22 protein-coding genes and 1 riboswitch are annotated in these 24487 nt (G+C 51.6%); of the genes, 12 read left to right on the top strand and 10 right to left on the bottom strand.

All coding sequences use genetic code 11. The features are described 5' to 3' along the window. The first annotated feature begins 560 nt into the window (after nt 1-560). From PsAD46_RS02735 to PsAD46_RS02715, 5 genes are all read left to right on the top strand, one after another. Entirely contained in the window at nt 561-1187 is a 627-nt protein-coding gene (locus PsAD46_RS02735; protein WP_063306081.1) for an RNA ligase family protein, read from the top strand. 124 nt (nt 1188-1311) lie between these two features. After that, a riboswitch (cobalamin riboswitch) is annotated at nt 1312-1522 on the top strand. Nucleotides 1523-1865: 343 nt separating this feature from the next. Then, on the top strand, nt 1866-2648 hold the full coding sequence (locus PsAD46_RS02730) for an ABC transporter ATP-binding protein (protein ID WP_063294258.1): 783 nt from the start codon (nt 1866-1868) through the stop codon (nt 2646-2648). Between the two features lie 12 nt (nt 2649-2660). Further along, nucleotides 2661-3599 carry an ABC transporter substrate-binding protein gene (locus tag PsAD46_RS02725; protein WP_063294259.1) on the top strand — a complete coding sequence of 313 codons (939 nt, stop codon included), beginning with the start codon at nt 2661-2663 and terminating at the stop codon, nt 3597-3599. A 2-nt stretch (nt 3600-3601) separates the two neighbouring features. Next, nucleotides 3602-4657, top strand: coding sequence for an iron ABC transporter permease (locus tag PsAD46_RS02720; RefSeq protein WP_063294260.1), 1056 nt, complete (start codon nt 3602-3604; stop codon nt 4655-4657). Between the two features lie 257 nt (nt 4658-4914). Continuing rightward, nucleotides 4915-5622, top strand: coding sequence for a class I SAM-dependent methyltransferase (locus PsAD46_RS02715; RefSeq protein ID WP_057463012.1), 708 nt, complete (start codon nt 4915-4917; stop codon nt 5620-5622). A 177-nt stretch (nt 5623-5799) separates the two neighbouring features. Here the strand turns inward: PsAD46_RS02715 and PsAD46_RS02710 are convergent, their stop codons facing one another. Beyond that, a complete protein-coding gene (locus tag PsAD46_RS02710) occupies nt 5800-6267 on the bottom strand; it encodes a DUF1499 domain-containing protein (RefSeq protein WP_063306190.1) in 468 nt (155 codons plus the stop codon). Between the two features lie 370 nt (nt 6268-6637). Between PsAD46_RS02710 and PsAD46_RS02705 the strand changes: the two genes are divergently transcribed. Further along, the gene (locus PsAD46_RS02705; RefSeq protein WP_063306080.1) at nt 6638-7276 is read left to right on the top strand and encodes a septation protein A; all 639 of its coding nucleotides are present in this window, start codon (nt 6638-6640) and stop codon (nt 7274-7276) included. An 87-nt stretch (nt 7277-7363) separates the two neighbouring features. On the opposite strand, the gene PsAD46_RS02700 is transcribed toward PsAD46_RS02705, so the two are convergent. Then, on the bottom strand, nt 7364-7909 hold the full coding sequence (locus PsAD46_RS02700) for an ActR/PrrA/RegA family redox response regulator transcription factor (RefSeq protein WP_057463014.1): 546 nt from the start codon (nt 7907-7909) through the stop codon (nt 7364-7366). Nucleotides 7910-8040: 131 nt separating this feature from the next. Then, nucleotides 8041-9396: an ActS/PrrB/RegB family redox-sensitive histidine kinase gene (locus tag PsAD46_RS02695; RefSeq protein WP_057463015.1), complete on the bottom strand. Its 1356-nt coding sequence runs from the start codon at nt 9394-9396 to the stop codon at nt 8041-8043. A gap of 231 nt (nt 9397-9627) precedes the next feature. On the opposite strand from PsAD46_RS02695, the gene secB reads away from it, so the two are divergent. The 5 genes from secB to rsgA all read left to right on the top strand — a co-directional run bounded on the left by secB (nt 9628) and on the right by rsgA (nt 14299). Then, nucleotides 9628-10137 carry a protein-export chaperone SecB gene (gene secB, locus PsAD46_RS02690; protein WP_063294263.1) on the top strand — a complete coding sequence of 170 codons (510 nt, stop codon included), beginning with the start codon at nt 9628-9630 and terminating at the stop codon, nt 10135-10137. A 164-nt stretch (nt 10138-10301) separates the two neighbouring features. Next, the gene (locus PsAD46_RS02685; protein ID WP_063306079.1) at nt 10302-10751 is read left to right on the top strand and encodes a hypothetical protein; all 450 of its coding nucleotides are present in this window, start codon (nt 10302-10304) and stop codon (nt 10749-10751) included. Nucleotides 10752-10792: 41 nt separating this feature from the next. Next, nucleotides 10793-11218 (top strand): hypothetical protein, encoded by a 426-nt coding sequence (locus tag PsAD46_RS02680; RefSeq protein ID WP_063302659.1) that lies wholly within the window; start codon nt 10793-10795, stop codon nt 11216-11218. 921 nt (nt 11219-12139) lie between these two features. Then, nucleotides 12140-12940, top strand: a complete 801-nt coding sequence (locus PsAD46_RS02670; RefSeq protein WP_063306077.1) for a protein-L-isoaspartate O-methyltransferase — start codon at nt 12140-12142, stop codon at nt 12938-12940. Between the two features lie 318 nt (nt 12941-13258). Continuing rightward, nucleotides 13259-14299 (top strand): ribosome small subunit-dependent GTPase A, encoded by a 1041-nt coding sequence (gene rsgA / locus PsAD46_RS02665; RefSeq protein WP_063306076.1) that lies wholly within the window; start codon nt 13259-13261, stop codon nt 14297-14299. Between the two features lie 408 nt (nt 14300-14707). Here the strand turns inward: rsgA and PsAD46_RS02660 are convergent, their stop codons facing one another. The 5 genes from PsAD46_RS02660 to PsAD46_RS02640 form a co-directional block, all read right to left on the bottom strand. Beyond that, complete coding sequence (locus PsAD46_RS02660) at nt 14708-16300, bottom strand: HAMP domain-containing sensor histidine kinase (protein WP_063306075.1); 1593 nt, start codon at nt 16298-16300, stop codon at nt 14708-14710. Beyond that, entirely contained in the window at nt 16297-16998 is a 702-nt protein-coding gene (locus PsAD46_RS02655; RefSeq protein ID WP_063306074.1) for a response regulator transcription factor, read from the bottom strand. The genes PsAD46_RS02660 and PsAD46_RS02655 overlap by 4 nt, the downstream gene beginning before the upstream one ends. Before the next feature lie 2 nt (nt 16999-17000). Further along, nucleotides 17001-18599: a DUF4173 domain-containing protein gene (locus PsAD46_RS02650; protein ID WP_208981633.1), complete on the bottom strand. Its 1599-nt coding sequence runs from the start codon at nt 18597-18599 to the stop codon at nt 17001-17003. Nucleotides 18600-18800: 201 nt separating this feature from the next. Continuing rightward, nucleotides 18801-20783, bottom strand: coding sequence for a methyl-accepting chemotaxis protein (locus PsAD46_RS02645; RefSeq protein WP_063306073.1), 1983 nt, complete (start codon nt 20781-20783; stop codon nt 18801-18803). A 344-nt stretch (nt 20784-21127) separates the two neighbouring features. Next, nucleotides 21128-21637, bottom strand: a complete 510-nt coding sequence (locus tag PsAD46_RS02640) for a DUF2867 domain-containing protein (protein WP_063306072.1) — start codon at nt 21635-21637, stop codon at nt 21128-21130. A gap of 289 nt (nt 21638-21926) precedes the next feature. Between PsAD46_RS02640 and PsAD46_RS02635 the strand changes: the two genes are divergently transcribed. Beyond that, the gene (locus tag PsAD46_RS02635; RefSeq protein ID WP_063306071.1) at nt 21927-22856 is read left to right on the top strand and encodes a prolyl oligopeptidase family serine peptidase; all 930 of its coding nucleotides are present in this window, start codon (nt 21927-21929) and stop codon (nt 22854-22856) included. 68 nt (nt 22857-22924) lie between these two features. Here PsAD46_RS02635 and PsAD46_RS02630 read toward each other — a convergent pair whose 3' ends face one another. Then, a complete protein-coding gene (locus PsAD46_RS02630) occupies nt 22925-23362 on the bottom strand; it encodes a type III secretion system chaperone (protein WP_153040667.1) in 438 nt (145 codons plus the stop codon). A 396-nt stretch (nt 23363-23758) separates the two neighbouring features. After that, nucleotides 23759-24427: a pyroglutamyl-peptidase I gene (pcp, locus tag PsAD46_RS02625; protein ID WP_063294275.1), complete on the bottom strand. Its 669-nt coding sequence runs from the start codon at nt 24425-24427 to the stop codon at nt 23759-23761. Nucleotides 24428-24487 lie beyond the last annotated feature (60 nt).

Genomic DNA, 24487 nt, shown 5'->3' with positions numbered 1-24487 from the left:
GAATGAAAACCGACGGTTGTCAAACTGACAGTTTTTACAAGGATGTGGATGACGGGGTTAGCGAGGCGTTTGTGTCGTGGCTTATGCCTGAGCATGTCGCTCTGGATCCCGGATCTACGCTGCGCTTGTCCGGGAAGACGGAGGGTGGCGTGAGAACCCTTTGGCGGGCGGGAGGCTAGAAACCTGCAAACAGACAGGCGAGTTTATTCCCCTCGAAAGGGTATTCTATTCACCACCCTCCCGCCCATAACAAAGGACTTGTGCGCTTCATGCATGAGAATGGGATGAGGTTATTACCCTGTCAAACTGGTAGTTTTGACAGGGATGTGGATGGTGGGGGGGAGCAAGGTGTTTGTGCCGTGGCTTATGCCTGAGCGTGTTGCTCTGGATCCCGGATCTGCACTGCGTTTGTCCGGGAAGACGGTGGGTGGTTGTGGTTGCTCGTTAAAGCTTGTAATCACCACCCGATAAGAAGAAGGGGCGGTGTCCTGGCTCAATGAGCATAGGAATTAAAATCGGAGTTCCCTTATTCGCTTTGGAGATAAGGAGCTGCGGGATCCATGAAGAAGTATGGCCGCACCTATCACTTACCCAGCTCTCCCGGTGTAATGAGCGACGACAAAATCCTGCGGGATTTGGCGGTTCTGGAAAGCGCTGCAGAAGTCGTCTTTACCGAGAAGATGGACGGCGAGAACACGACTATCCTGCAGAGTGGATGCCATGCGCGTAGCCCTGACAGTGGGTATCATCCATCCCGTGATTGGATGAAAGCTTTTGCGGCAGGTGTTTCGCCGTGTCTTGCTGAGGATGAGCGGATCATCGGTGAGTATCTGTTTGCCCGTCATTCCGTCGCTTATGACAGGTTGCCCACTTACTTTCTAGGTTTTGCATGGATTGCTGGCGGCATCACACAGAGTTGGGATGCGACGCTGGACCGTTTCTCAGAGCTGGGCATCGCTCCTGTTCCGGTGTTGCACAGGGGCGTTTTCACTCAAGCAAGCGTTGACGGAGTGCTGAACGGGCTCAACCTGAGCAAACAGGAGGGCTTTGTCGTGCGAACCACCGAGGCATTCCAAGAGCCTGACATGGCGACACATATGGCCAAGTATGTGCGCGCAGATCACGTACAGAGTGACACCCACTGGATGCATGGTGAGATTACCAAGAACGGGTTGCGAAAGAGCTAGGAGCACATGAGCACGTGGTTCTAAGTCCAGCATCTAGTGCGGGGTGACTTTGGTGTGGTGATAGCTGCTATCAACAGCACCTCAGGTCTATTCTCGAAAGCGCTTGCAATTGGGGGGCTCAATACTCAGTATGCAGGCCTATGGTTTCTGAGGTGCGAAAGGCCTCGGGATTAAAAGGGAACACGGTGAAGTGTAGCCAACAGGCGCTAATTCCGTGACTGCCCCCGCAACTGTAAGCGGCGAGCGACGCCAAGCATGCCACTGGAGAGATCCGGGAAGGCTGGCTGAGCACAGACCCGCGAGTCAGGAGACCTGCCATTATGTTTCACTTCAACCCGGGCGGGGCGTCCCGGAGGAGGCCATAATGGTTGCATTGGCGCAAGCCTCTCACATATCCGGTTTCTGTTTGCCCCTGCCGTTGCGCGGAGGGCGTTATGTTACCTGTTTCCTCAAGACTTAAACTTTATTCCGGGTCGTTTTGCGAACCGCTGATGGTTGACGCGCGTGTGCGCTTGACTTTTGCCTCAGGATTCGACAATCAATGTAACGTTATAACGTTACATTGATGATGTGTAGTGTTTCACTCAGGTGGGTTGGTACGATGCTTGATCCTGTTTCTCATCATTTAGGCACCTTTGGTTGCCCGATTGAGGCTGAGCTGCGCACGGGTGCTTTGGCATGAGCGCGGTTTTTGTTTCTGTGTGCGATGTTTCGTGGGCGCCTGATCGGAAGAGTTCGTTGGTGTTGCAGCCGTTGAGTTTTGAGTTGGCTGCGGGGCAAGTGCTTGGCGTGGTTGGCGCGAACGGGGCTGGCAAGTCTACGTTGTTGCGGCTGCTCTATCGGTTCAACAAGCCGATGAGCGGGCAGATTTGCGTTGGCGGTGATGACATCTGGTCCCTCTCCGCCAAGATCACGGCACAGCGGGTGGCAGCGGTATTGCAAGAGCAGCCGACGGATTTTGCGCTGAGGGTGCGTGAGATTGTGGAGCTGGGACGCACGCCGTATCGCAGTGGGTTAGCAGCTTCCGGAGAACGAGACCGGCAGGTGGTGGACCGTGCGATCCGCGCTTTGCAGCTGGATGCCTTGGCCGGACGGTTGTTTGGCACGCTTTCTGGCGGAGAGCGGCAGCGGGTTATGGTGGCGCGGGCGTTGGCGCAGGAGCCAGAGCTGCTCATTTTGGATGAGCCGACCAACCATCTCGACATTCGCCATCAGCTAGAAATTCTGAAGCTCATTGAAGAGCTGGATCTGACGATCATCACCAGCCTGCATGACCTGAACATGGCAGCTGAGGTGTGTGACCAGATCCTGTTGCTGGACCACGGGCAAATGCTTGGATTTGGGGTGCCGGAGCAGATCCTCTCTCCCGCTTTGGTTTCCAAGGCTTTTCAGGTGCGCACAACGCGCGAACAGCTGGTGGACCGACAACACTCTCTTCTGACATTTGATCTGCATTCTTAAGGGTACTTTTTCATGAAAAAACTTGGTTTGGCGCTGGCTGCGGCGCTGCTTTCCTCTTCCGCTGCGCTGGCAGAGGTTTCCGTCAAGAGCTGTAACCGCACTGTCGAATTTGATGGCGTGCCGCAGCGGGCGGTATCGCATGACTCCAACCTCACAGAAATGATGCTGGCACTGGAGTTGCAGGACAACATGGTGGGCTACACCGGTATTTCTGGGTGGAAGACGCTGGATGAAGAGCTCACGGATCAAGTGGCTGTGCTGCCGGAGCTTGCCCCAAAGTATCCGAACAAAGAAATCCTAATTGGTGCTGACGCGGATTTCTTTTTTGCAGGTTGGAATTATGGTATGAGGGTTGGTGGCGAGCTCACACCGGAGACGCTGGAGCCGTTCGGTATCAAGGTGTACGAGCTGACCGAGAGCTGCATCCATATTGGCGAGAAGCCAAAGGTTTCCATGGATGACATGTACAATGATCTTTTGAACCTTGGCCGCATCTTTGATGTTGAAGAGCGGGCGGAAGCGTTGGTGCAGGCTTATCGCGAAGACCTTGCGCAGTTCAAAGCTGGCTTGAAGGCTGCTGACACACCTCTGCGTGTGTTTGTTTATGACGGAGGTGAAGATTCTCCGTTCACTGCTGGTCGTTATGGGATGCCAACCGCGCTGATTGAGGCTGCTGGCGGCACCAACGTGACGGATACATTGGATAAGAGCTGGGTGCGCGTGAACTGGGAGGCTGTGGTTGAGACCAACCCGGAAGTGATCGTGATTATCAACTACGGCGAAGTGACTGCTGCGCAGAAGCGTGAGTTCATGCTCAACAACCCCGCCTTTGCGGATATGGATGCGGTGAAGAATGACCGGTTCGTGACGCTGGAATATGCTGAAGCAACTCCGGGACCACGGAACATCAAGGCGATCAAGAAACTCGCAACCGCATTCTGGGGTAACTAACAATGAGCGAAGGAACCGGCGTTGTTGTAGCCCCCAAAGAGGGCTCTTCTCATCATTTGCTGCAGATTTGCTGCGTGGGATTGGCTGCGCTGGTTCTTTCTGTCTGCCTTGCGGTCTCCGTTGGGGCGGTTTCCATTTCCATGGAGACTGTATGGGGTGTTCTTGCCAACAAACTGGTGCCGGGCACGGTTGAGCCGAGCTGGTCGCTGGGGCGGGAGAGCATTCTCTGGGAGATCCGCCTGCCCCGTGCGCTGCTGGCGATCATGGTGGGGGCCGGGCTTTCCATCGTGGGAGCTTGCCTTCAATCCGTCACCCGCAACCCGCTAGCTGACCCGCATTTGATCGGCATTTCAGCTGGTGGCGCGTTTGGGGCGGTGTTGGCTCTGCTGCATACGGGGCTGTTTTTGGGGATGCTCACCGTACCTTTGCTGGCGTTTCTGGGTGCTCTTGGGGCAACGCTGCTGGTGATTGGGGTGGCGAAGTTTACAAGCGCTACCAGTGCCGACCGTCTGGTGCTGACGGGTGTAGCTGTGAGCTTTGTGCTGATGGCAGGCGCCAATATCCTCATCTTTTTGGCAGACCCACGGGCGACGCATACTGTGGTTTACTGGATGCTGGGCGGATTGGGGCTGGCGCAGTGGGCACATCTCGCCTACCCGTTGGTGGTGCTTGCTTTGTGCGGGCTCTGGCTGTGGTTTCGCGCAGGGCATTTCAACGCGATGACAATTGGCGATGAGACGGCGACAACACTTGGCATATCCGTTGGTGCCTTCCGGCTGGAAACCTTTGTGATTGGTGCGCTGATTACGGGTGTTATGGTCGCGTTTTCCGGCATGATCGGGTTTGTGGGGCTTATGGTGCCTCATATTGTGCGGCTGTTTGTTGGCGGCGATTATCGACGCCTGATCCCTGTTTCAGCGCTGTTTGGGGCGATCTTCCTATTGCTTGCAGATGCTGCTGCACGGACGCTGATGAAGCCGGAAGACATGCCGATTGGCATCATTACCGGGCTTATTGGCGGGATTTTCTTTATCTGGCTCTTACGGGAAAAGCGGTAGCTCTGCCGTTTTTCAGGGGTTCTGACACCTCGTTGTCGCTGCGATATGAGCTTGAGCTTGCCGTCATCACGACACAGTTTTTTCGCGTTAGACTCATACAAGGCCCATCTGGCAGCATGGCAGAAACACGGATTTTGAAAGGTATTTACCTTTATTCCAGTTGGTTTCGGCTGCTTTTAATTATGGTTTTGTCGCATATTCCTAGGCGTTGATCAGAGGTCTTGTTCGGGAACATGTGTTTGATGCGGAGTACGTGAATGACATCTCGGTTGTATAGCGATTTTGCCGAGCAGTATGATGAGGCCATTCAGGAGAACATCTACAACGCTCTTTTAGAGCGCCCCACCCTGCTTGGCATGCTGCCGCCGCTGCAAGGGCTGAAGGTGCTGGACCTTGGGTGCGGCCCCGGCGTGTATGCGCAGTTTCTCTATGATCACGGAGCTGATGTAACCTGCATTGATGAATCCGAGCAGATGCTGAAGCTGGTGAAAGAGAAGCTGGACGACAACGTAAAGTGCTACACCTCTGACCTGTCTAATGGGTTGCCGGAGAAACTGGAAGGCACGTTTGATATCGTGATCTGTCCGTTGATGATCCATTACGTCGAAGACCTGAACAAGCTTTTCAGAGACATCGGGAACGTGTTGAAGCCGGGTGGTTACTTCGTGTTCTCAACCCATCATCCGCTGGTGGATGCACAGTGCTCTCCAAGCGGTAGTTATCTGCGTCAGGAACATGTGACGGAGGAATGGAACACCATTGGTATGCCGGTGAAGGTGAGTTTTTATCGCCGCCCACTCTCCATGCTGTTTGGGTGGCTCTCAGCTGCCGGAATGTGTGTTGTGGACCTGCGCGAAGGGATGCCAGCTGCCGAGATGAAGGAAAAATCTCCGATCCATTATGAGAAGCTGCAGAAGAACCCGAGCTTCATCTTCTTCAAATGCCAGAGCCACTGCAGCAAGTAGGCTGCCCTCCTGACCCGCTTCAGACTCACTGGCTACTTACAGTTTTGTGAGTCTCAAGGTTTCTGCGGCTTATCTCCCGCAGAGTCAGTTGCACTGTATGCTATCGGGTAGATTCATGAGTCATTTCAAGGGGATATTGACTCTGCGAAACTCACAGGTGTGTTAGTTGCCTCTGAGTCAATTCTCAGTGTCAGTGAATGTGGAATAAATGCTTCTGAAACGCTCGTAGCGAGCCTTGTTGGCGCCCATATCGCTGTAGCCAACGCGGGATTGAGAGCGGTAGTGCACGACGCCTGCTTCTTCATCGATCCAGAGTTCCACATCGTCGTTGTAACCCATGCTTGAGCTTGTGAAGACGGCGTGGAGGTATGATCCTTCCACCTTGCTGATCTTGTTCTTGCCCATCTCCTGCAAGGTGTTGGTGAGAGCTGCCTGTGTGATCTCAAAGGAGGAGAGCATGGGCAAAGGCTCCACACGGCGGGCTGTGTCTTCTGTTTGAGAAGAGACAGCATTGGGGGAGTTGGGCAGAGCCGCAAACTGACCATCTTGCACACCAACATAATCCGGCACTCTGGAGTTTTGCCAAATAAGTTTTGCAGTGACGCCAACCACAAGCGCGACCAGAAGAATTGCAATAACAGCCATTTTAGAAAGACCTTTGAATATCATCGTTCCCGAATTTCCCACTTGCACAAAGCATAACTCATTCAGAGGTTGCGGGCGAAATGAATTTCTAGTGTTTGAGAGTGCGACACAATCTGTTGGCATCTCTTACAGGTTTGCGTGAGGGGTAGGAGTGAGGTCTGAAATTTAACTTCCACTCCAAACCAAGTAGTTCACGCTTCTTCACTGCAAGATGAACGCATAATTAAGGCTGTAGCCCCTCAAAACGGCTATATTGGTGCCATAAAACTTGACGATTTTGCAATTTCGCTCTTAATTGCCCTTTTAATAGCAAAATTGCTGCTTAAATCTCTCAGGTCGGGAGAAAAGCAACAAAAGGAAGCCTTTGCAGATGAATTCAGAACGCTCTACGCAGACAACTGAGCGCCAAGACATTTCGCCACTTTTGAAACTGGCCCTTGAGCTCGGTCCATTGGGCGTTTTCTTCATCGCCAACTCCAGAGGCGCACAGCTTGCCGAGATGTTTCCTGCATTGGGTGCTCTTAGTCAGCCGATCTTTATTGCAACAGCTGCCTTTATGGTGGCAATCACCATCTCCCTCACCGTGTCCTATATCCTCACCCGTCATCTGCCCGTGATGCCGGTGGTGTCTGGTGTTGTGGTGCTCGTGTTTGGCGCACTGACGCTGTATTTGCAGGATGATCTGTTCATCAAACTCAAGCCGACCATTGTGAATACCCTGTTCGGTTCGATTTTGCTGGGCGGGCTGTTCTTCGGTAAGTCTCTGCTGGGCTATGTGTTTGACAGCGCCTTCAAGCTGGATGCGGAAGGCTGGCGCAAGCTGACTATGCGCTGGGGTCTGTTCTTCTTTGTGCTGGCGCTGATCAATGAGTTTGTCTGGCGCAACTTCTCAACGGACTTCTGGGTGGACTTTAAGGTCTTTGGTTTCATGCCAATCACCATGGTCTTCACCATGATGCAGCTTCCGTTGATCCAGAAGCACAGCTTAGAGAGCGAAGAGAAGAGCTAAAGCTCTCTCACTTTCCCGAGTACAGACAAAATTAAAGCGCGGTTTGAGCCGCGCTTTTGTGTTTTTGTAGTAATGAATGCCGCTGGATTAGCGCGGTGCGCGCTTTGCCAGGATGCGCTGGAGCGTTCTGCGGTGCATGTTCAGGCGACGGGCTGTCTCTGAAACGTTGCGGTCACACAGCTCATAAACGCGCTGGATATGCTCCCAACGAACCCGGTCAGCAGACATTGGATTGTCTGGTGGAGGGGCTTTATCGTTTGGACGGCGGGTCAGCGCTGCCAGAATATCATCAGCATCAGCTGGCTTTGCGAGATAGTCAATGGCACCAAGCTTTACTGCTGTTACAGCAGTTGCGATGTTGCCATAGCCGGTCAGGATGATTGCGCGCGCGTCCGGCTTTTTCATGCGGATGGCTTCAACCACGTCCAGACCGCTGCCATCTTCGAGGCGCATGTCTACGACAGCATAATCAGGTGCCTGTGCTGCAACTTTACTCAGCGCTTCTCTTACGCCGTCAGCGGTTTCCGTGTGAAACCCTCGTTTCTGCATCGCACGTTCCAAGCGCTGCTGGAAAGCACGATCGTCATCAACGATTAGAAGGCGTCCAAGAGGTGCAACTTCTGGTTCTGTCATTTTGCAGGTCCGATTAATCTACGGTATTCACAGGACACTTTAGTATATTTTTCAGTTAAGGGAAGTTCCCATGGGCTTTTATAGCCAGATTTCGCTAAAGTATTTTTACTAGGATACCTAGAGATTTACTCTCAGGATTCTGGAGTTTGCGCTCCCTGATCCATAGTTTCACGTAGCCAGCGTATATGAACCAAAGCTCCGCGGTCAGGATCTTTTCGATTATGAAAATTCACTCTTCCGCCAGAGCGCTCCAGCAATGTTTTGGCAATGAAGAAGCCAAGACCCAAGCCACCGCCTGACTGGCGTTCTGCTTCGTCGTCAAATTCTTCCTCGCCATCCTCTGAAATTGCAGGCGCAGAGCGTTTGGAAACATAGGGTTCGCCCATTCTGGCAAGCACGTCCGGCGCAAAGCCTGGCCCGTCATCCAGAATGAAGATTTCGACGTGCTTATCATCCCACTTTGCTTCGAAAAGAACGGTGGTTTCTGCGAAGTCTACCGCGTTTTCGAGCAGGTTGCCGAGGCCATAGCTGATGGCAGCATCACGGACGCCGACGGGTTCTGGTCCAACACCTTCGGCCTTGATATTGATTTCAATGCCGAGACCTCGGTGCGGCTCAGATACATCTGCCAGCAGCAGCGAAATCGGCATGCGCTGGAACACCTGATCGGCATCACTGGACAGGCTTGTGAGCTTCTTCAGAATCTCACGACAACGCGCGGCCTGAGAATAAACCAGCTCAGCATCTTCACGCAGTGGGTCACCCTTCTCAAACTCGGTGGAGAGCTCTTTGGCTGTCAGATAGATGGTGCCCAGCGGTGTGCCGAGTTCGTGCGCGGCAGCTGTTGCAAGGCCGTCCAGCGCGGACAGGTGCTTCTGGTGCGCCAGGACCATGTCACTGGCCGCCAATGCATTGGAGAGCTGGCGAGCTTCTTCAGCAACCCGCAAAGAGTATGTTGCCATGAAGAACATGGAGCACATGAGCGAGAACCAGACGCCGACAAGGTAGAGCGGAGGCAGATCAATCTGCGTGCCATCATACCATGGCAGCGGCATATGGAACGCGGTGAGCAGCGTGACAACTGCACCGGCCAGCGCGCCGAGAATGATGGTGTTGCGGGAAGAGAGCGCGGTTGCAGAGACGACAACAGGTGCAAGAATGAGGAAACAGAACGGGTTGCCCAGACCACCAGTGAGGTAGAACAGGCCACCGAGCTGAATGATATCGTAGGCCAGCTGAGCTGCTGCTGCATTTTTGGAAATGCGCGTGCTTGATGGCCAGCGAATTTTGAGAATGACATTGAGCCAGGCGGATGCGGCCACCAGAACGTAGCTGTAACCAATGGGCAGCGGGAAGTTGAGCAGATAGTGCACCACAAGCAAAGAGACAGTTTGTCCTGCCACTGCCAACCAACGCAGGCGCACAAGCGTATCCAGCTTGATCTGCGGGTCTAACAGTCGCGACTGCCCTTCCGGTGTGCTCATCATTTAATCTTGCTCCAATATGTCACAGATGCCCTTCATAAATCACAGGTGATCCACTTGCCAATGGGTTATGTGGCAGAACTATCTTGTTTTGCCGCTGAAATGTTAGCATAGCCTTGTATCCGCCTCTGGGGCATGCTAGCCACCATCTAGTTGCGCAGGTACGGCAAACAAACACTTAAGAGTGACAGTGTGTTGTACCAGTGATTGTTATTGCGACACGGGAAAAACGATATGAGTGAAGCTAATACTGCTGGTGAACAGGGTGAAGCAGCTGCACCAGGCATGAACATCCTGGCTCAGTACATTAAAGACCTTTCTTTTGAAAACCCAAATTCTCCGAAGTCTCTTCAGCCAGGTGAACAGCCAAAGCTGGACATCAACGTAAACGTTGGTGCGAACCCAATTGGCGAAGACCAGTTCGAAGTTATTATTACTCTGAACGCAAAAGCGAACACTCCTGAGCAGGTTCTGTTTGCTGTTGAACTCGTTTACGGTGGCGTATTCCAGATCACCGGTGTTCCTCAGGAGCATATGCACCCGTTCATCCTGATCGAGTGCCCACGCATGCTGTTCCCGTTTGCTCGCAACATCCTTGCAGACACCACACGCAATGGCGGCTTCCCACCACTGCTGCTCGATCCAATCGACTTTGCAGCTCTGTACCGTCAGAACCTCGCTCAGGCTGCTGCTGCTCAGCAGGCACCTGCTGCAGGCGAAAACGGCGAAGCGAAGCCAAACTAAGAATTTTAAGTTTCCGGCATTCCGTCGGTACTTTGACAAAGCCACGTTGGTTTCCAGCGTGGCTTTTGTTTTGCCTGCAATTCGATATTTCGATCTAGGAAGATATTTATGTTCGCCGCCTAGGATCTCCGCGATAAACGGAGAGAGGCCTCAAGAGACTTAAGATGCGGCATCCAAACTTACGAAGTATCGCTGGTGCTCTGGGCATTGTTGCCCTCATGATGACACCTGTTGGTTCCCTTGCTCAGGACGAGCCGGAAATTGCCGGCCCGGAAGACTGGCACGCCTACAGCTTTTCAGCTGAGCAGATCACCGGAGACATTATTCTGGCTCCCGGGACGATCGAGATGGGCAAATCTGGAATTCTGACAATCACGGGCGTTGAAGGGTATACCCCCAACCTCTTCTCCTTCACTGGTGCAACTTCTCTCGACCTGCCAGAGGGCAAAGTTTTCTGCGAGAAAGACGTCGAGAAAGGTTTCATGATCATCGACCGGTCGCAGCCAGATTTTCTCGTAATTGATGTCTTCGGAGGTGATGTACCGCCTGAAGCTGGCAAGAGCGTTGATCAGCAAGCCGGGTTCTGCGGCTCGTTTACCTACAACAAGTCGTAGGGCAACCTACGCCCTGACTGTTTCAATCAAGGTAGTTCCAAATGAAAATCAAGATTACTTCTGTCTTTCTGGGCTTGTCTCTTGCTTCCATTCCGCTTGCTTATGCTGGCGAGGCTCCTGATAAAAAATGGGGTGCCTCCAGCACCACCGCGACCAGTATTACCGGTGACATCGTCGTGGGGATGACCTCAATCACGATGGCGACAGGAAGTGTGTTGCATATTAAGCCTGTAACCAGCGAAGTTCCCAATCTCTACCGCTTTACGGGCGCTGATATGCTCATGCTGATCCGTAACAATAATCTCTGTTTGCCAGACACGACAGATGGCTATCTCGTTCTCAGCTACCCAAGCAAGAACATGCTGGCAATCGATGTTTTTGACGGTGATATGCCGCCTATGACGGTAGAAGGCATGGAAAGCCAATCCAACTTCTGCGCTTCTTACAGCTATGAAATGCCTAGATAAGAAACTCCATATTGTACCTGAGTAAGCACTGTGCAAAATACGGAGCCTCTGATCAGGCGAGCCGGGTTCTGCGCTTCCTATTACTACCATAAGTCTTAGATTTTGCACTTTAGGTTGTATATGCGTGTATAGAACATATGATGGTCCGCAATTTCACGGACCGTCTCATCGGTCAATTTGCATTTTTCAGACCGAAATATTGATTTATGAAAACACCAGAAGAGCCAGCAGGACAGCCTCGTCCTGACATCGCGATGTTCAGTGTCAGCCGTGCTGAACTGATCCGCACATACCTATGCTATGCTTTTATTGTCCTTTCCTCAGAGGCATTATTGGGACTACTCAGCAGCATCTTTCTTAACGCTGTTTCAAACCTCCCTCCTATCCCTGGACTTGTCACAATCTACTATTTACGGTCCGCAATTGTCCTGTTCTTTATACTCGCAGGCTTCTTTGTAGCCCCTAAACAAATTAATCTTCTGAGATTTATTGGGCTTTACATCGGGATCTCATTCGCCATTAGTTTTTATTCCGTTGTATTTAGATTTTACTCCCACATAACGTTATTCTTACTTCTTGAACCAGATCAGATGATAAACTGGCTCATCAATTCATCTTTCATTTCAAACTTTATTTATATCCCATTGATTGGATATGGCCTTTACCAAGTTTGGCGGGCTCCCTCTGCGAAGAAGCTTGCAAGCCTTGGGACCAGCTCCGCGCAATAGGGCTCCGTTAAAGTTTGGACCCTTATTTCAACTGGTCTTCAATTGCTCTTGAGAAAAGTTAGTCTGTCCTGGAGTTTGTGGCACTCACGTGCTGCGCTCTATTATTTGATTTGAGTAGACCGATGCGGTTTGATTGAATCCGGTCGCATGGGTCATACTTTCTCTCTTCTCTTGAGGCGGCGGTTTTTCTGCGATGTCTGAAAACGCATACGCGCAAGAAGTTTGTTACAATTTGCGCGGTGGGAACCGGGCATTGCTGATGGATGCGTTTGCCACTGTTCGCAAAGAAGATTTCCTCTTTCCTCCTCCTTGGCGTGTCGCTATCACAACGCAGGGATATGGCCGCAGGGCGGTTCTGGAGGATCCAGAGGACCTTTATCAGGACATGCTGGTAGAGCTTGTGCACGAGGCCAATATCAATACTGGTCAGCCGTCTTTATGGGCGCAGATCTTCAACTGGTCAGACCTCAAGCCGGGTATGGCGGTTTTTGAGTCAGGTTCTGGCCTTGGTTATTTCACTGCCATCATTGCTCATGTGGTTGGCGCTGAAGGTTCTGTCTACTTCGATGAGCCGCATGACAAACTGCATGATCCGTGTCGTGAGAATCTGGCGTCCATTGCGAACGTTCATGCAGATTACAAAGGCGCACCGTTAGATCGGGTCTATCTTTGCTATGGCACAACAACGATCCCGGCCCAGCTTTATCTCAATACCAAGCTGCGGGGGCAAATCGTGTTTCCCTTTACCAATGACTGGGGGCATGGCTTCTTTATCAGCTTGAAGAAGAAAAAGAAGACGTGCGAGCTGAAGGTCAGCTCCCCGTGTGCTTTTGTTGTCAGCCACACATACAAGAACAGTCCGTTTACAGACGATTTTGGCGAGCTTTATGACATGACGGTGGACATCAGCTTGGTTGAGCAAGCGCTGAATGATGACGTGCTGGATGTGGCGAAAATGATCCATCTGGCGCTTGAAGCCAGGTCGAACTCTTAGAGCACATCGCGCTCCAAAATTTTTAGTGCAGCGAATTATTATGGTGTGATTGAAGCCAATCAGACACAACGCGCTTTGGCCATTATGCCGCATGGGAATCCTGCTTGCCAAACACCCGGTAGCTCTATAAGCTCAATGATGTTGCACAAGAGTGTGATGCCCGAAACGTAACCAAAGGAGGTGTTTGATGATTGTAATAAAGGTGCCTCAGGCAGGTTCGTTTAAATAGGCAACACGCCTTACCTGCCTGACCCACTTTGGGGTCCGTATGCGATAGCTACGGCGACCCTATTGTGCTGTTCTATTTCAGGCAGATAAATGTCCCATAAATTGATTGAGCTGGGTTGGTCGGCTCATTTTATGATGCAGCTTCGCGATGACGAGCTGCAAACTCTTTCTGTTGCGCGCATTACTCAGGTTCATAGGAACCAGATGGTCGCCATCAGCAGTGAGGGAGAGTTTTCTTTGAGCGTCCCAGGCCATGGTTCTACAGGCTCTTATGCCGTTGGTGACTGGGTGATCTATGATTCTCAGTTTCAGGTTACGCGTGTTCTTGACCGCCTTACTGTCGTGGAACGACGGGCCGCAGGCGAAGATGCACGCACGCAGCTGATTGCGGCTAATCTGGATGTTCTGTTCATTACCACCTCCTGCAACAAAGACTTCAACATTGCGCGCCTTGAGCGATATCTGGCTGTTGCCCAGCAAGCTGGCATTCAACCTGTTGTGCTGTTGACCAAAGCCGATTTGGTGGAGGACACGCGGGACTTTGAAGTGCAGGTGCAAAAGATCGATCCTTTGTTGCCGGTCATAGCTCTTGATACCCGCGATGCCTCTCAAATCATGCCGCTCTTTGACTGGTGGAAAGCCGGACAGACGGCAGCTTTGGTTGGGTCATCTGGTGTTGGTAAGTCTACTATTCTCAACAGCTTGAGCGGGTCTTCCGCCAAAACCTCTGGCATTCGTGAAGATGATGCCAAAGGCCGGCATACAACGACGGCACGCTGCCTTTACCCGATTGGTGAAGGCCGCTGGCTTATGGACACGCCGGGTATGCGTGCCTTGAGGCTCTATGAGGTTTCCGAAGGCGTTTCGGCGGTGTTTCAGGATCTGGTTGATCTTGCTGAGGACTGCCGGTTTGGTGATTGCAGCCATGATGCAGAGCCTGGGTGTGCCATCCAGGCTGCGATTGAGTCGGGTGAGCTGGATGCTGCTCGGTTGAAACGCTGGCAGAAGCTGGTGCGGGAAGAGCAATACAACAGTGAGACTGTTGCGCAGTCCCGGTCCCGTTCAAAAAACTTCTCAAAAATGATCAAACGCGTGCAAAGCGGTAACCGACATATGAAAGGCGACGCCTGACACTCATGACATGCACTTCCGTGGATGTAAGTTTGCGGGAGTGCATTAGGGCGGTTTCTTGCGGTTTTCAGCATCTCCAAGGGGGAGCCGACCCACGAATTTGGCAGTTTCCGCAGGTCGGCCAGATGTCTTTGAAGTGTTGTTGTGTTGAGGCAACTTCAAAGACCTCCGGAGGCTTATCCACTCGGTAAATTTGCTGTCTGACCGAAGTGGTGACGCTCACCTATTTTTTAACCGAATGCAGTGCTGCAATACCGTACTCGGTGTGGCAGCCTTGTTTTTGCAGCTGCTTTAGATGAGTGTCGCGCGGATCCATGAAACAAGCTGTCCTATAAAGAACAGCGCAAGAATTTTTTTTAGGCTAGACGCTCCCCGCGAAGCAGGGGGAAGTCACACACAGATTCGGGATTATGCGTCCTGTGGCAGGACTTTGGGCAGCTCAACACAGAAGGTTGTTTCTGCACGATCCGCCAAAAAGGTGAGAGAGCCGTAGTGAGATTTCACCATGGACTGCACGATGCCAAGGCCCATTCCGGTCCCACCTTCTGAGCGGCGGGTTGTGAAGAACAGGTCAAAAATTTTCCCTGCATTCCCCTCAGAAATACCGCTTCCATTGTCGCAAATGTAGAATCGCAGTGTTGTCGGCGTTTCTTCGATTTGGATAGTAACTTTTGTGGCCGCGTGGTTGATCGCATTGTCCACTAGGTTGAAGAAAATGATTTCTGCATTTTCAAGCGTGATCGGCACTTGGACCGAAGATTGGCTCTTACAGTTCACTTCAAGACTAGCGTATTGATTCTGCAGGTGGTTGAGCAGGCTTTCCAGATCCAGCTGACCCGTTGATTTCGGGTTATCTGCACGCGCCAGATGACGCAAGCGATCCAGCAGAGCTGTCACCCTGTCGGAGTCTTTGAGGATGTTATTCAGGAAGCGGTTTCGCTGTTCCTTCGACATATCCTCACCTGACTCCATGAGCAGCTCTACCGCGCCCTTGGTTGCCGTGATTGGAGACTTCAGTTCATGCGCTGCATGTGAGGCAAATGTTGAGATGTAATCTGCTCTCTCAGATATCTTGCGCGCCATGGACAGAAAGCTATCTGCCAGCGATGCGAACTCACGTGTGCCGTTGTGCTTGAGCGGGGCGATTGCGTTTGCATCACCCGTACTGATCCGCTGCGTGCGCTCTATGAGCTCATGGATTGGCTTCGTGATTACCCGCAGAAAGACAAAACCAATCAGCGCTGTCACCAGCAATGTGAATGCGCTTGCTATTGCAACAATTTCCCATTGCTTGAAGAGCTGACGCATGGTGTTGCTTGGGGTTCTGGACGCATAAATCACGCCGACAACCTTGTTGTGCAAGATGACTGGCATTGCGGAGAATATACGCGTTGCCGTTCCGCGGCTTAAGGATGAGAAAGCTGGAGCTGGTTCATCTGAAATGCGTTCTCGTAAAACGCTTTTATATTCACCCGAAAGCGCGGCCTGAACCTCTTCAATGTGACTTAGAGAGAGCCCCAGTTCGCTGCGCCCAGCGATGACGTTTCCTTTGTGGTCCAGCACCCGGAAACCAGCCAAAGTGACCTTTTGAGTTTCTATGAGCAAGGGAGACAAGCGGCTCCCGATCTCTTGCATAATGTCGCTCGAAGGATCGTTTGAAGGACGCGCTTTTGCTCGGCGTGGAAATGTTTTTGCAGAAAACAGATAGGTGCGGGGGGCGATGGGTTTGTAGGGGCCATTCTCAATGGAGATGGTTTGCTCAATGGCTGCAAACTCACCGAGCTCTATCTCCTCTTGCTCGGCCACCATGCGTGACATGACAGCAGACAAGACGGCGCTTTGGGCAATCAGTGCATTTTCTGTTTGCTGGAAAATCTGATGCTCGAAGATGCGGAAGAACAAGATGAAGGCGAATGGCAGCAGAAGCACACTTAGCAACACGGCAACGACAACCATGCTCAGGGTCGGGCGCCACTTTTTGCGGGTTGTGGCAGCCTTCATGTTGTAGCAGACATGGCTGCTAACCGAAACCCGACAGCATGAACGGTTTCGATGAGATTGGGAGCCCCTGCATTTGTCAGCTTCGAGCGCAGATTGCGGATGTGGCTGTCGATGGTGCGGTCAGAGACATGGATATTTGGCGGGTATGCAAGATCTATAATTTTGTCGCGCGAAAACGTCATTCTTGGACGGTCAAGAAACAGTTTCAGGATCTCAAACTCGATAGATGTCAGCTCCACAGGTTGCTCACGATACGTCACAGATCGATACGCGGCATCCAGTTGCACGCCTCCGGCTTCTCGTTGAGCAGAGCTTGCGGGTTCTGCGAGCTTAGGGCCTTTCATTCTCTTCAGAATTGCGCCAATACGCGCGACCAGTTCCCGAGGGCTAAATGGCTTGGTGACGTAGTCATCACCGCCCATCTCCAAACCGAGGATCCGGTCAATTTCTTCATCGCGCGCTGACAGGAACAGGATTGGCACTTCTGAGTGCTTGCGGATTTCCCGGCAAACCTCAAAACCATCCATTTCAGGCATACCGATATCGAGGACGATCAGATCTACCGGCTCGTTCCTGAAACGGGCGACAGCATCGAACCCATCTTGAGCAACGCTTGCTTTGTAATTGGCTTTTTCGATTGCGAAGGTGATGACGTCGCGAATATGAGCGTCATCATCAACTACGAGAATATTTTGCATTTTCAGAGGCCCGGATCATCACGATATCGAGTTTTACTGTCGCTTGGTGCCGTTTGCAACTCAGTCGGGGTTTGCAATTCGACCGGGACCTCATTCTCTTGCAGATAATCGAGCAGCAACTGATTTCTAAGGCTCCAAAGGCGCCAGTCCCTTGCGTCGAGCCGCACGTGGAGAGCCATGTAACGCCGGGAGGACTGCAACTCTATCAATCTCCCATTTTTGCCTTCAACACCGCGGTCCAGCTCGCTTTTGATCTTCGCATCAATTGCAGGGATCGCCTGCGGACCAAGTTTTATCAGATACCAATGGTCAAACTTGGTGCCCTCGGCGTAAGTCACGTTGTAGTCTGCAATCAAAGCGGCAGTGTTTGTGAGGCTGAGGGAATACAGGATCACCGCGACCACAAGCATGTTCACCCGAACAAGCCAGCTGTTGTCACGCTTCAGCGCGAGCTTCACAACAATGCTAAGCACCCCGATAAGCACCAGCATCACCCAGATCAACGCGTAAAAGCGCAGGTAAGTCATTGAATACTCGCTGACGTAATTGCCGAGACGAGCAAGACAGGAAACCACAAGCAGAGCGGTTTGAGCTGTCCATGCGAGCAGCAGCACCTGCACGAGCTTGGATTTTGCGGTCGCAGCCCCTGAACGGCTGGCAAACAGCACGAAGATTGCAGCAAACAGAGCGGCGATGATGAGCGTATAAACGCCTGAGTGTGCGTAATTGGCGTATGTGGTTCCAGCAGGAAGTTCTTGAGAGCCCCACAGGTAGACAGCATCCAACACCGTTTGCAGGGCGAAGAGACCGTTGAAAAGGACCAGTGAGCGAACCACTGCCTTGTAGCCAAAGAGATCATCCATCACTGATTGATAGGCCTGAACGACTTCCTGCTCCGGTGTTTTGACACTCGGCACAGTAGTTTTCTCTTTCTTCAGCTTTTTTCTGAACTTGACCCGCAGAAACGGCCAGACCAGAGCAAAAGCAATGGACCAGAACACGATGCGTGCCATGTTCAGTTTTTCGAAGAACTTTCCAGGATTGATGTTGAGCAACCACTGCTCAATGACCGGGTTTGATGAGCTAAACAGGTAGAGGAAGACCGGGAACAGCGTTAGCGGCAAGAACCAGGTGAACGCCAGTTTTGCGTAGTTGGAGAATGGCCGCTTGCGACGCTTCACGCGACTTAGAGTGATCATGTCCTTCACAAAGCCCAGCGGCCAGCGGCGCAGGAAAATGAGCAGCACTCTTATTAACTTTAGGTCGAAGGCGTTTATGCGCAAGTTCATGATCAGTGCGCTTATGGCTAATGATAGGATCGCAATAAGGCCGCTGAGGAAATCCCACTGGAGCACGCTTGGAGCAACGCCAGCCATCACTGTCAATCCTGCGATCCATGCACGGTGAGCACTTACCCTGCCCGCACCTGCCAGCATGATTGCAAAGGCAACGGCCACGATGAAGATGCTGAAGCCGATTTCTGCGCGGTGGCCAAAGAATAGGAAATCTGCGAGCAGGCAGAGCCCCAGGCCAAGGATAAGACGCGCCTGAATGCCAAGGACAGGCATCCATGGCAGTTGTTTGCGAGAGGTCGATAACATTGATTTTGCCCCAAAATCACTTGAAAGAATGAAGTTGGGGGAGATCTAGAGACCTCGATTGCAGGGAGTTGGGCAAAACACATGAGATCGCGTGCAGATTTGTGCAGTTTCTGTGCAGGCGGTTTTCATGATGTGTTGGGCAGCGGAAAAGGCAGCCTACACTGATGTGCAAACTGCCTTTGGTTTGTTGTTTCAGTCTCCCTAAGCCGCTTTTATGTCACCAAGGAACTGGTCAATTTCCGTGCGGAGGTGATCAGCTTCCGTGCGGAGTTCTTCGGAAGCGATGAGGACTTGCTTGGAGGTTACGCCGGTTTGGATGGCGGCCTCGTTGACCTTGGAGATGTTTTCCGTGACCTCCGCCGTTCCACCTGCAACTTCGCTGACGTTGGTTGCGATTTCCTGCGTGGCGAACTTTTGCTCACTGATTGCACTGGAGACAGCACTGGCACGTTCGTCGATCTCACGAATGATCTTGTCGATGTCTTCCATTGCCGTGAGAGAGCCCTCTGTTGCGCGCTGGATATCTGCAATCTCGTTGCGGATCTGCTCGGTCGCCTGAGATGTCTGCTCTGCCAGCGACTTCACCTCGCTTGCCACCACAGCAAAGCCTTTGCCTGCCACCCCTGCCCGCGCGGCCTCTATTGTGGCGTTGAGCGCAAGCAGATTGGTTTGTTCGGCAATATCTGTGATGATGCTGACCACATCCCCCACACTTTGCGCAGCCTTGCGCAGTTCTGCTGCGTCGGAATTGGCGCTGTGCACTTGCTCTACGGCCTCTGAGGCTGCTTTTCGGCAATGGTGCATCTGGTTACCGATTTCAGCGACAGAACTGTCGAGTTCCTCCGTTGCTGAGGCGACGGACTGGACGCTGCGGGATGCTTCTTCAGCTGCGGAAGCCACGGCTTTGGATTGGGAGCTTGTGAGCTCGGAGATATTCGACATTTCCTGAGAGGAGAGCTGCATGGTCTGCGAGTTACGGCCCATGGTTTCCAGCACATATGAGACAGCCTGCTCAAAATCAGCGATACGCCCTTCCAGAAACTCACCACGCTCAAGCTGTACGGCGTGCTGAGTGTCTTGCTCCTGCTTGAGATCACGCGCCAAGATCATGTTTTCCTGAAACACGGAAACCGCCTTGATCATTTGGCCAACTTCGTTTTTGGCAGGCTTTGACAGTTTGATGTTGAGATCACCGCTTGCCAGTTGCTCCATGGCTTCAATGATACCTGCGAAGGAACGTTGGATGGATTTGATAAGGATGAGGGACATCAAGAACACCAACAGGAAGGCAACCGCGGCGATGGTGTTTTCCAGTGTCTTGAGCTGATTGATCTTTTGAGAGGCCGTTTCAAACCACTCCGGACCGCTTATTGCTTCCAGGTCAGTTGTGGAGTTTGCATCATCCAGCGCGATGCTGCGGTAGGTGTTCAGCTTCGTGTTGGCAGCCCCTTCCTGCACCTTTGTGAAGTCTGCAAAAATTTCACGTGTGGCATAGGTCTGGAAGATATGAGTAAAGGCCTCTTGTTCCACGATCAGCTTTTGAAACTTCTTCATAGCTGCAGGTGGGAACGCATTGCTTGCAAAGCCAGCGGCACCAACCGCCCGCTCCAAGCCTGCCCGTTCCTTTGCCAGAAGGAAGGCATGATAGCTCACAATGCGATCTACAATTTCCGCGTTGGGGCTGAGCTCGCTCATGGAGCCGATGATATCCAGCTTCTCGGAGTTTAGTTGGGTGTAGAAACTGACTGCCTCTCCAATCTGCACGTTAAGGTCATCCACTTCAGAACGCAGGGCTGGAGTCTTTTGCAGTTGTGCGTTGATGCCTTCCAGGTCTGCTGCAAATTCCGGCTGATAGATGGTCAGGTCAAAGGCTTTTAGGAACTGCAAATAGTCGATGCGCGCTGTATCGGTTGCTCGGCGTTGCTCCTTCAGGTCAACCGCAAACTGCTGGCCTTTACTAGCGAGGAACAAGGCAGTGGCTCCGCGCTCCTTTTGCTGCTCATGCACCAAACTGCCGATTTTGACCGACAGGCGCGTGAGCTGAGACAGTGCTGCCAGCTTCTGCTCGTCCTCGGTATCCACCTTGATGAGCTGATAGAGAAAAACGAGAGCTGCAATACTTGGAATAATTGAGAGCAGTGTAATGGTATGAACAATTCTGAGCTTAGCTAAATATGCAAACATGATAATATGGGTCCGCTGAAATCTAGCTAAGCATTTTCCCTTGTTTATTTACGGCCAGTTAACGATACAGGGCCGATTTCATGCATGCGAGTAGCATTTGGAATCGTGTGAAAGCTGCACTTTTGATAGAGCCTTGTTCAGAAATTCTTTTTCTGGAAATGAAGTCCTTTTGTTAATCAGATAAAAAACATTAGTTATTTCATATATTCTTTAAAAACAAACATTAGATATATCAGTAAACTGATTAATCAGGTCAACAATTACTCGCAGACAAACTTAAATCAGAGCAGAGATTCGAAATAAAACGCCTCATTCAAGAGATTAATACATTCTGATTAAGCGTTTTACTTAGCTGAGGAAAATGCACGACTTACGTTACGTAGCATGCGCCAGGAAATGAACTTGTGGGCCGGACCAACGGGCAGCATGTAGAGGTCGCCGAACCAGTTGTGGGTGATGACTGAGGACGTGATGCGGACCAGCGCCCCTTCATTAGCGGCATCGACACTAAGGGTGGTCATGACTGAGAGGTGCTTGTCTCTTGAGGTGAGCACTAACTCGCGATCCTCGATATGTTCCACCAAAAAGAAGTCTAGATGATCTCCCACATCTGGCGGTGTGGCGGCACGTTTGTCTCCAAATCCTTTTATCTTTGTGACGCCCGCTAATGCGGAGATTTGGTCTCTCACCCAAAACGCAGCACTGAGCCAAGCGGAGCGTTTGCTGAACAACGCACGGTAGACTTCAAATGCGGTTGGCTGTGCGCTTATCTTCAAAGAATTGACGTGATAGAAGTTAAGCTCTTCGCGTGGAGCAACCAATTGAGGGACCGGGAGGGATGAGATTTCCGGCATTTCTGATGCTCCTTCAATGCAGCCATGACTAATGTGACCATCTCTTTAGAATAATCTAAAGTACTTTTATAGACAACGGATTAGATCCTATTACGCGGCTTGCCTGAAACTATAATTATATATCTTAGGCGCCACACTCTCGCCTTATGATTGCAGCACACTTTTCCTTGCACCAGTTCGGTGTTTCTATTTTTATATTACGGGCAGATCACGTTGAGTGTGAGGTACAGCAAGACAGGCTTTTCTGTATGGCTCTGTGCGCTTGCTGTGTCTGCTCACGGGGGAATTTATGCAATCTAGTTTGCTTCGTGTTGCTATTGGGTGTTCTGTTCTCTTCACTGCTCAGGCCGCTATTGCATCAGGCCTTTATCTTGTGCGTGAAGACGGCAGTGAGATCACAATCTATCTGAAATCCCAAAGTCAGAAGGATGCGACAGACCTCCTTGTTCTCATTCAAGGCTCTGACTGCAACAGCGTTGCTCACAATACTCTGATCAATGAGGAATTCTCGCAGGTGCTGCCGGAAGCGGATGTGTTGACCGTTGAAAAATACGGCATCACTTCGGATCTTTCCTGGGATCGTAATGATGAACGGCCAGATTGCCCAGCGGATTACATCGAGAATGACTCACCGGAACGCCGAACAGCAGATTACATCAAGGCTATCAATCAGCTGAAAGAAGGCGGGATTTACGAGCGCGTGTTTCTGTTGGGCGGCAGTGAAGGTGCTGTGGTTGCCAATATGATTGCTGCAAAAACTGATTTTGTGACGGCCAGTGTTGCTCTGAATGGTGGAGGGCGTCACTTTATTGATGATATCCTGCACAACATGAAGTCCAGCGGCATGCCTAATGAGGCGTTTAAAGAAGCCTCTGCAGGGTTCAAAGGCTTTGCGCAGGAGATCACCACAAGCAAACCGTTTGACGTCAACATGAGTGGGCACGGCTATAGCTGGTGGAACGCTATACTGAAACTAGATCAGTTAGAGATTCTGGCTCAGGTTGAGAACCCTTTATTGATTGTGCAAGGCGGGCAAGACCAAAGCGTTTCACCTGAAGCTGTTGATCAACAGATTGCGAAACTCACGGAGCTGAGTAAGACCAATATTACTTACAAATCCTACCCAGACATGACCCACTCCTTTAAGGGGGCTGGAGGGGAAAGCATGGTCGAGCAGGTCATCACCGACATTAAGGGATGGTTGGCGCAGCTGGATTGATCCATCGAAGGGCAGTTTTCTGCCCTTTTCTTTTATGGCGGGGGATGGATTGTCAGCTTGGCTGCTTATTAATGCAGTTCCAACTTTGCCTTGGCGCTATCCTGCGAGTGACAGACACCATCGCGCTTCATCTTGCGCTCGCACTGACGTTGGGAGGCAGGGGTGAACTTTGGCTTCCACGCACGGACAACTTCTTTAAATTCTGCAAGGAACAGTTTGAGTTCTGCGGCATCAAGCTCTTCAAGAGCGATGCAGGAAACAACGGCAGGCTGGCCAAGGGCAACACGAATGAAGGTAAAGCGGTTCTTTGCGGTATGGTTCTCGTGCAGCATCTGAACCATGACATGCTGCGGTACGTCGGCATCCTCTGAGAGGTAGGCCATCATCTTCAAGCGCTTGTCGCAGGCCCGCATGTGGATCTCAATATCATCAGCATTCAGCGTACACTCACCGTCTGTATTAAAGACAGGCGCTTCCATGCCGCCATCCGATGCAACCTTATTCATAAGTGTTTGCGGTGTCATATTCTGCAAGACAGACCATCCAATCCATTTGTTTCTATAGTGGCGGAAAATATCGAATATTCTCCTAAGAGCTCCCCGTTTTTGAGGCAGGAAGTTCCAGTGACCACTATGGATTGGAATAAGGGCAGAAACTGTCTTCTATGAGACACAAAGCCGTGATGTGCGTGCAGAAATCGTCAGTCTTACCACCTAAATAACGCTGCTGTGATCTGGACTGACCCGCAAAACTGCGAAGGTAGTCATATGAGTTGTGAAATTCGCAAAACACAACCCAACCTGATCACATCTGCTGAACTCGGCGTCAGAGGGTATGGATAAGTGTTGAGAGACGCTTTTATGCCCGATGTGCCGTTTTTTTGGTGCTCGGGTGTGTCCTTTTCAGATCAACATCTTGGAGATGATGTTGATGTTCTGGTCCTGATGATTTGCCTGCAACGCCTCAATGCCGGCACGCATGCCTTTGACCAGAGTATCGACAGACATGCTTGGAGCGCCGAGGTTCTGGATCATAGCAGCAACCTCCGGCAAATGAGGCAGATGCACCCAACCGGCCCGAACCGGGAGATTGTGTTTCGCGATGTGGTGCAGGACGCCGTACATCAGATGATTGCAGCAGAACGTGGCAGCTGAATCCGAGATATCAGTTGGCACCCCGGCATCACGCATGGCTTGCGTCATTGCCCGAAGAGGAACTGTTGCGTAGTAGCCAACCGGCCCATCTGGCACGGTCAGCTCACCCTGAAGTGTGACGCCTGCAGTATCGGTTACGCCATAGCGGGCGCAGTCGTTGAGGTTTTGTGCGAGGCGCTCCAGAGTGATCATGGAGCGACCACCATATTCGCCCAGCATAAGGACAGAGCTGGGTTTCAGCTCTTCCATGGCGGCCACGGTTTCTTCTATGCAGTGAAAATAGCTACCAGAGACGATGCGGGAGACGATTTTAGCACCAGCGATCTCTTCACCATCCAGTGCCAGCGCAAGCTTTTCTGCCGGATTGGTGGGCGTATTGGCATAGGCGCCAAAGCCTGTGATGAGAATGGTTTCCATAAAATGCGCTCCCTCTCGTTCAGATCGCGCAAATGGTACCCAGAGCAGCTTAAGCCTTTG

It is taken from the genome of Pseudovibrio sp. Ad46, from assembly GCF_001623065.1.
Taxonomy (GTDB): domain Bacteria; phylum Pseudomonadota; class Alphaproteobacteria; order Rhizobiales; family Stappiaceae; genus Pseudovibrio.
This window is presented reverse-complemented; position numbering and strand designations above follow the sequence as displayed.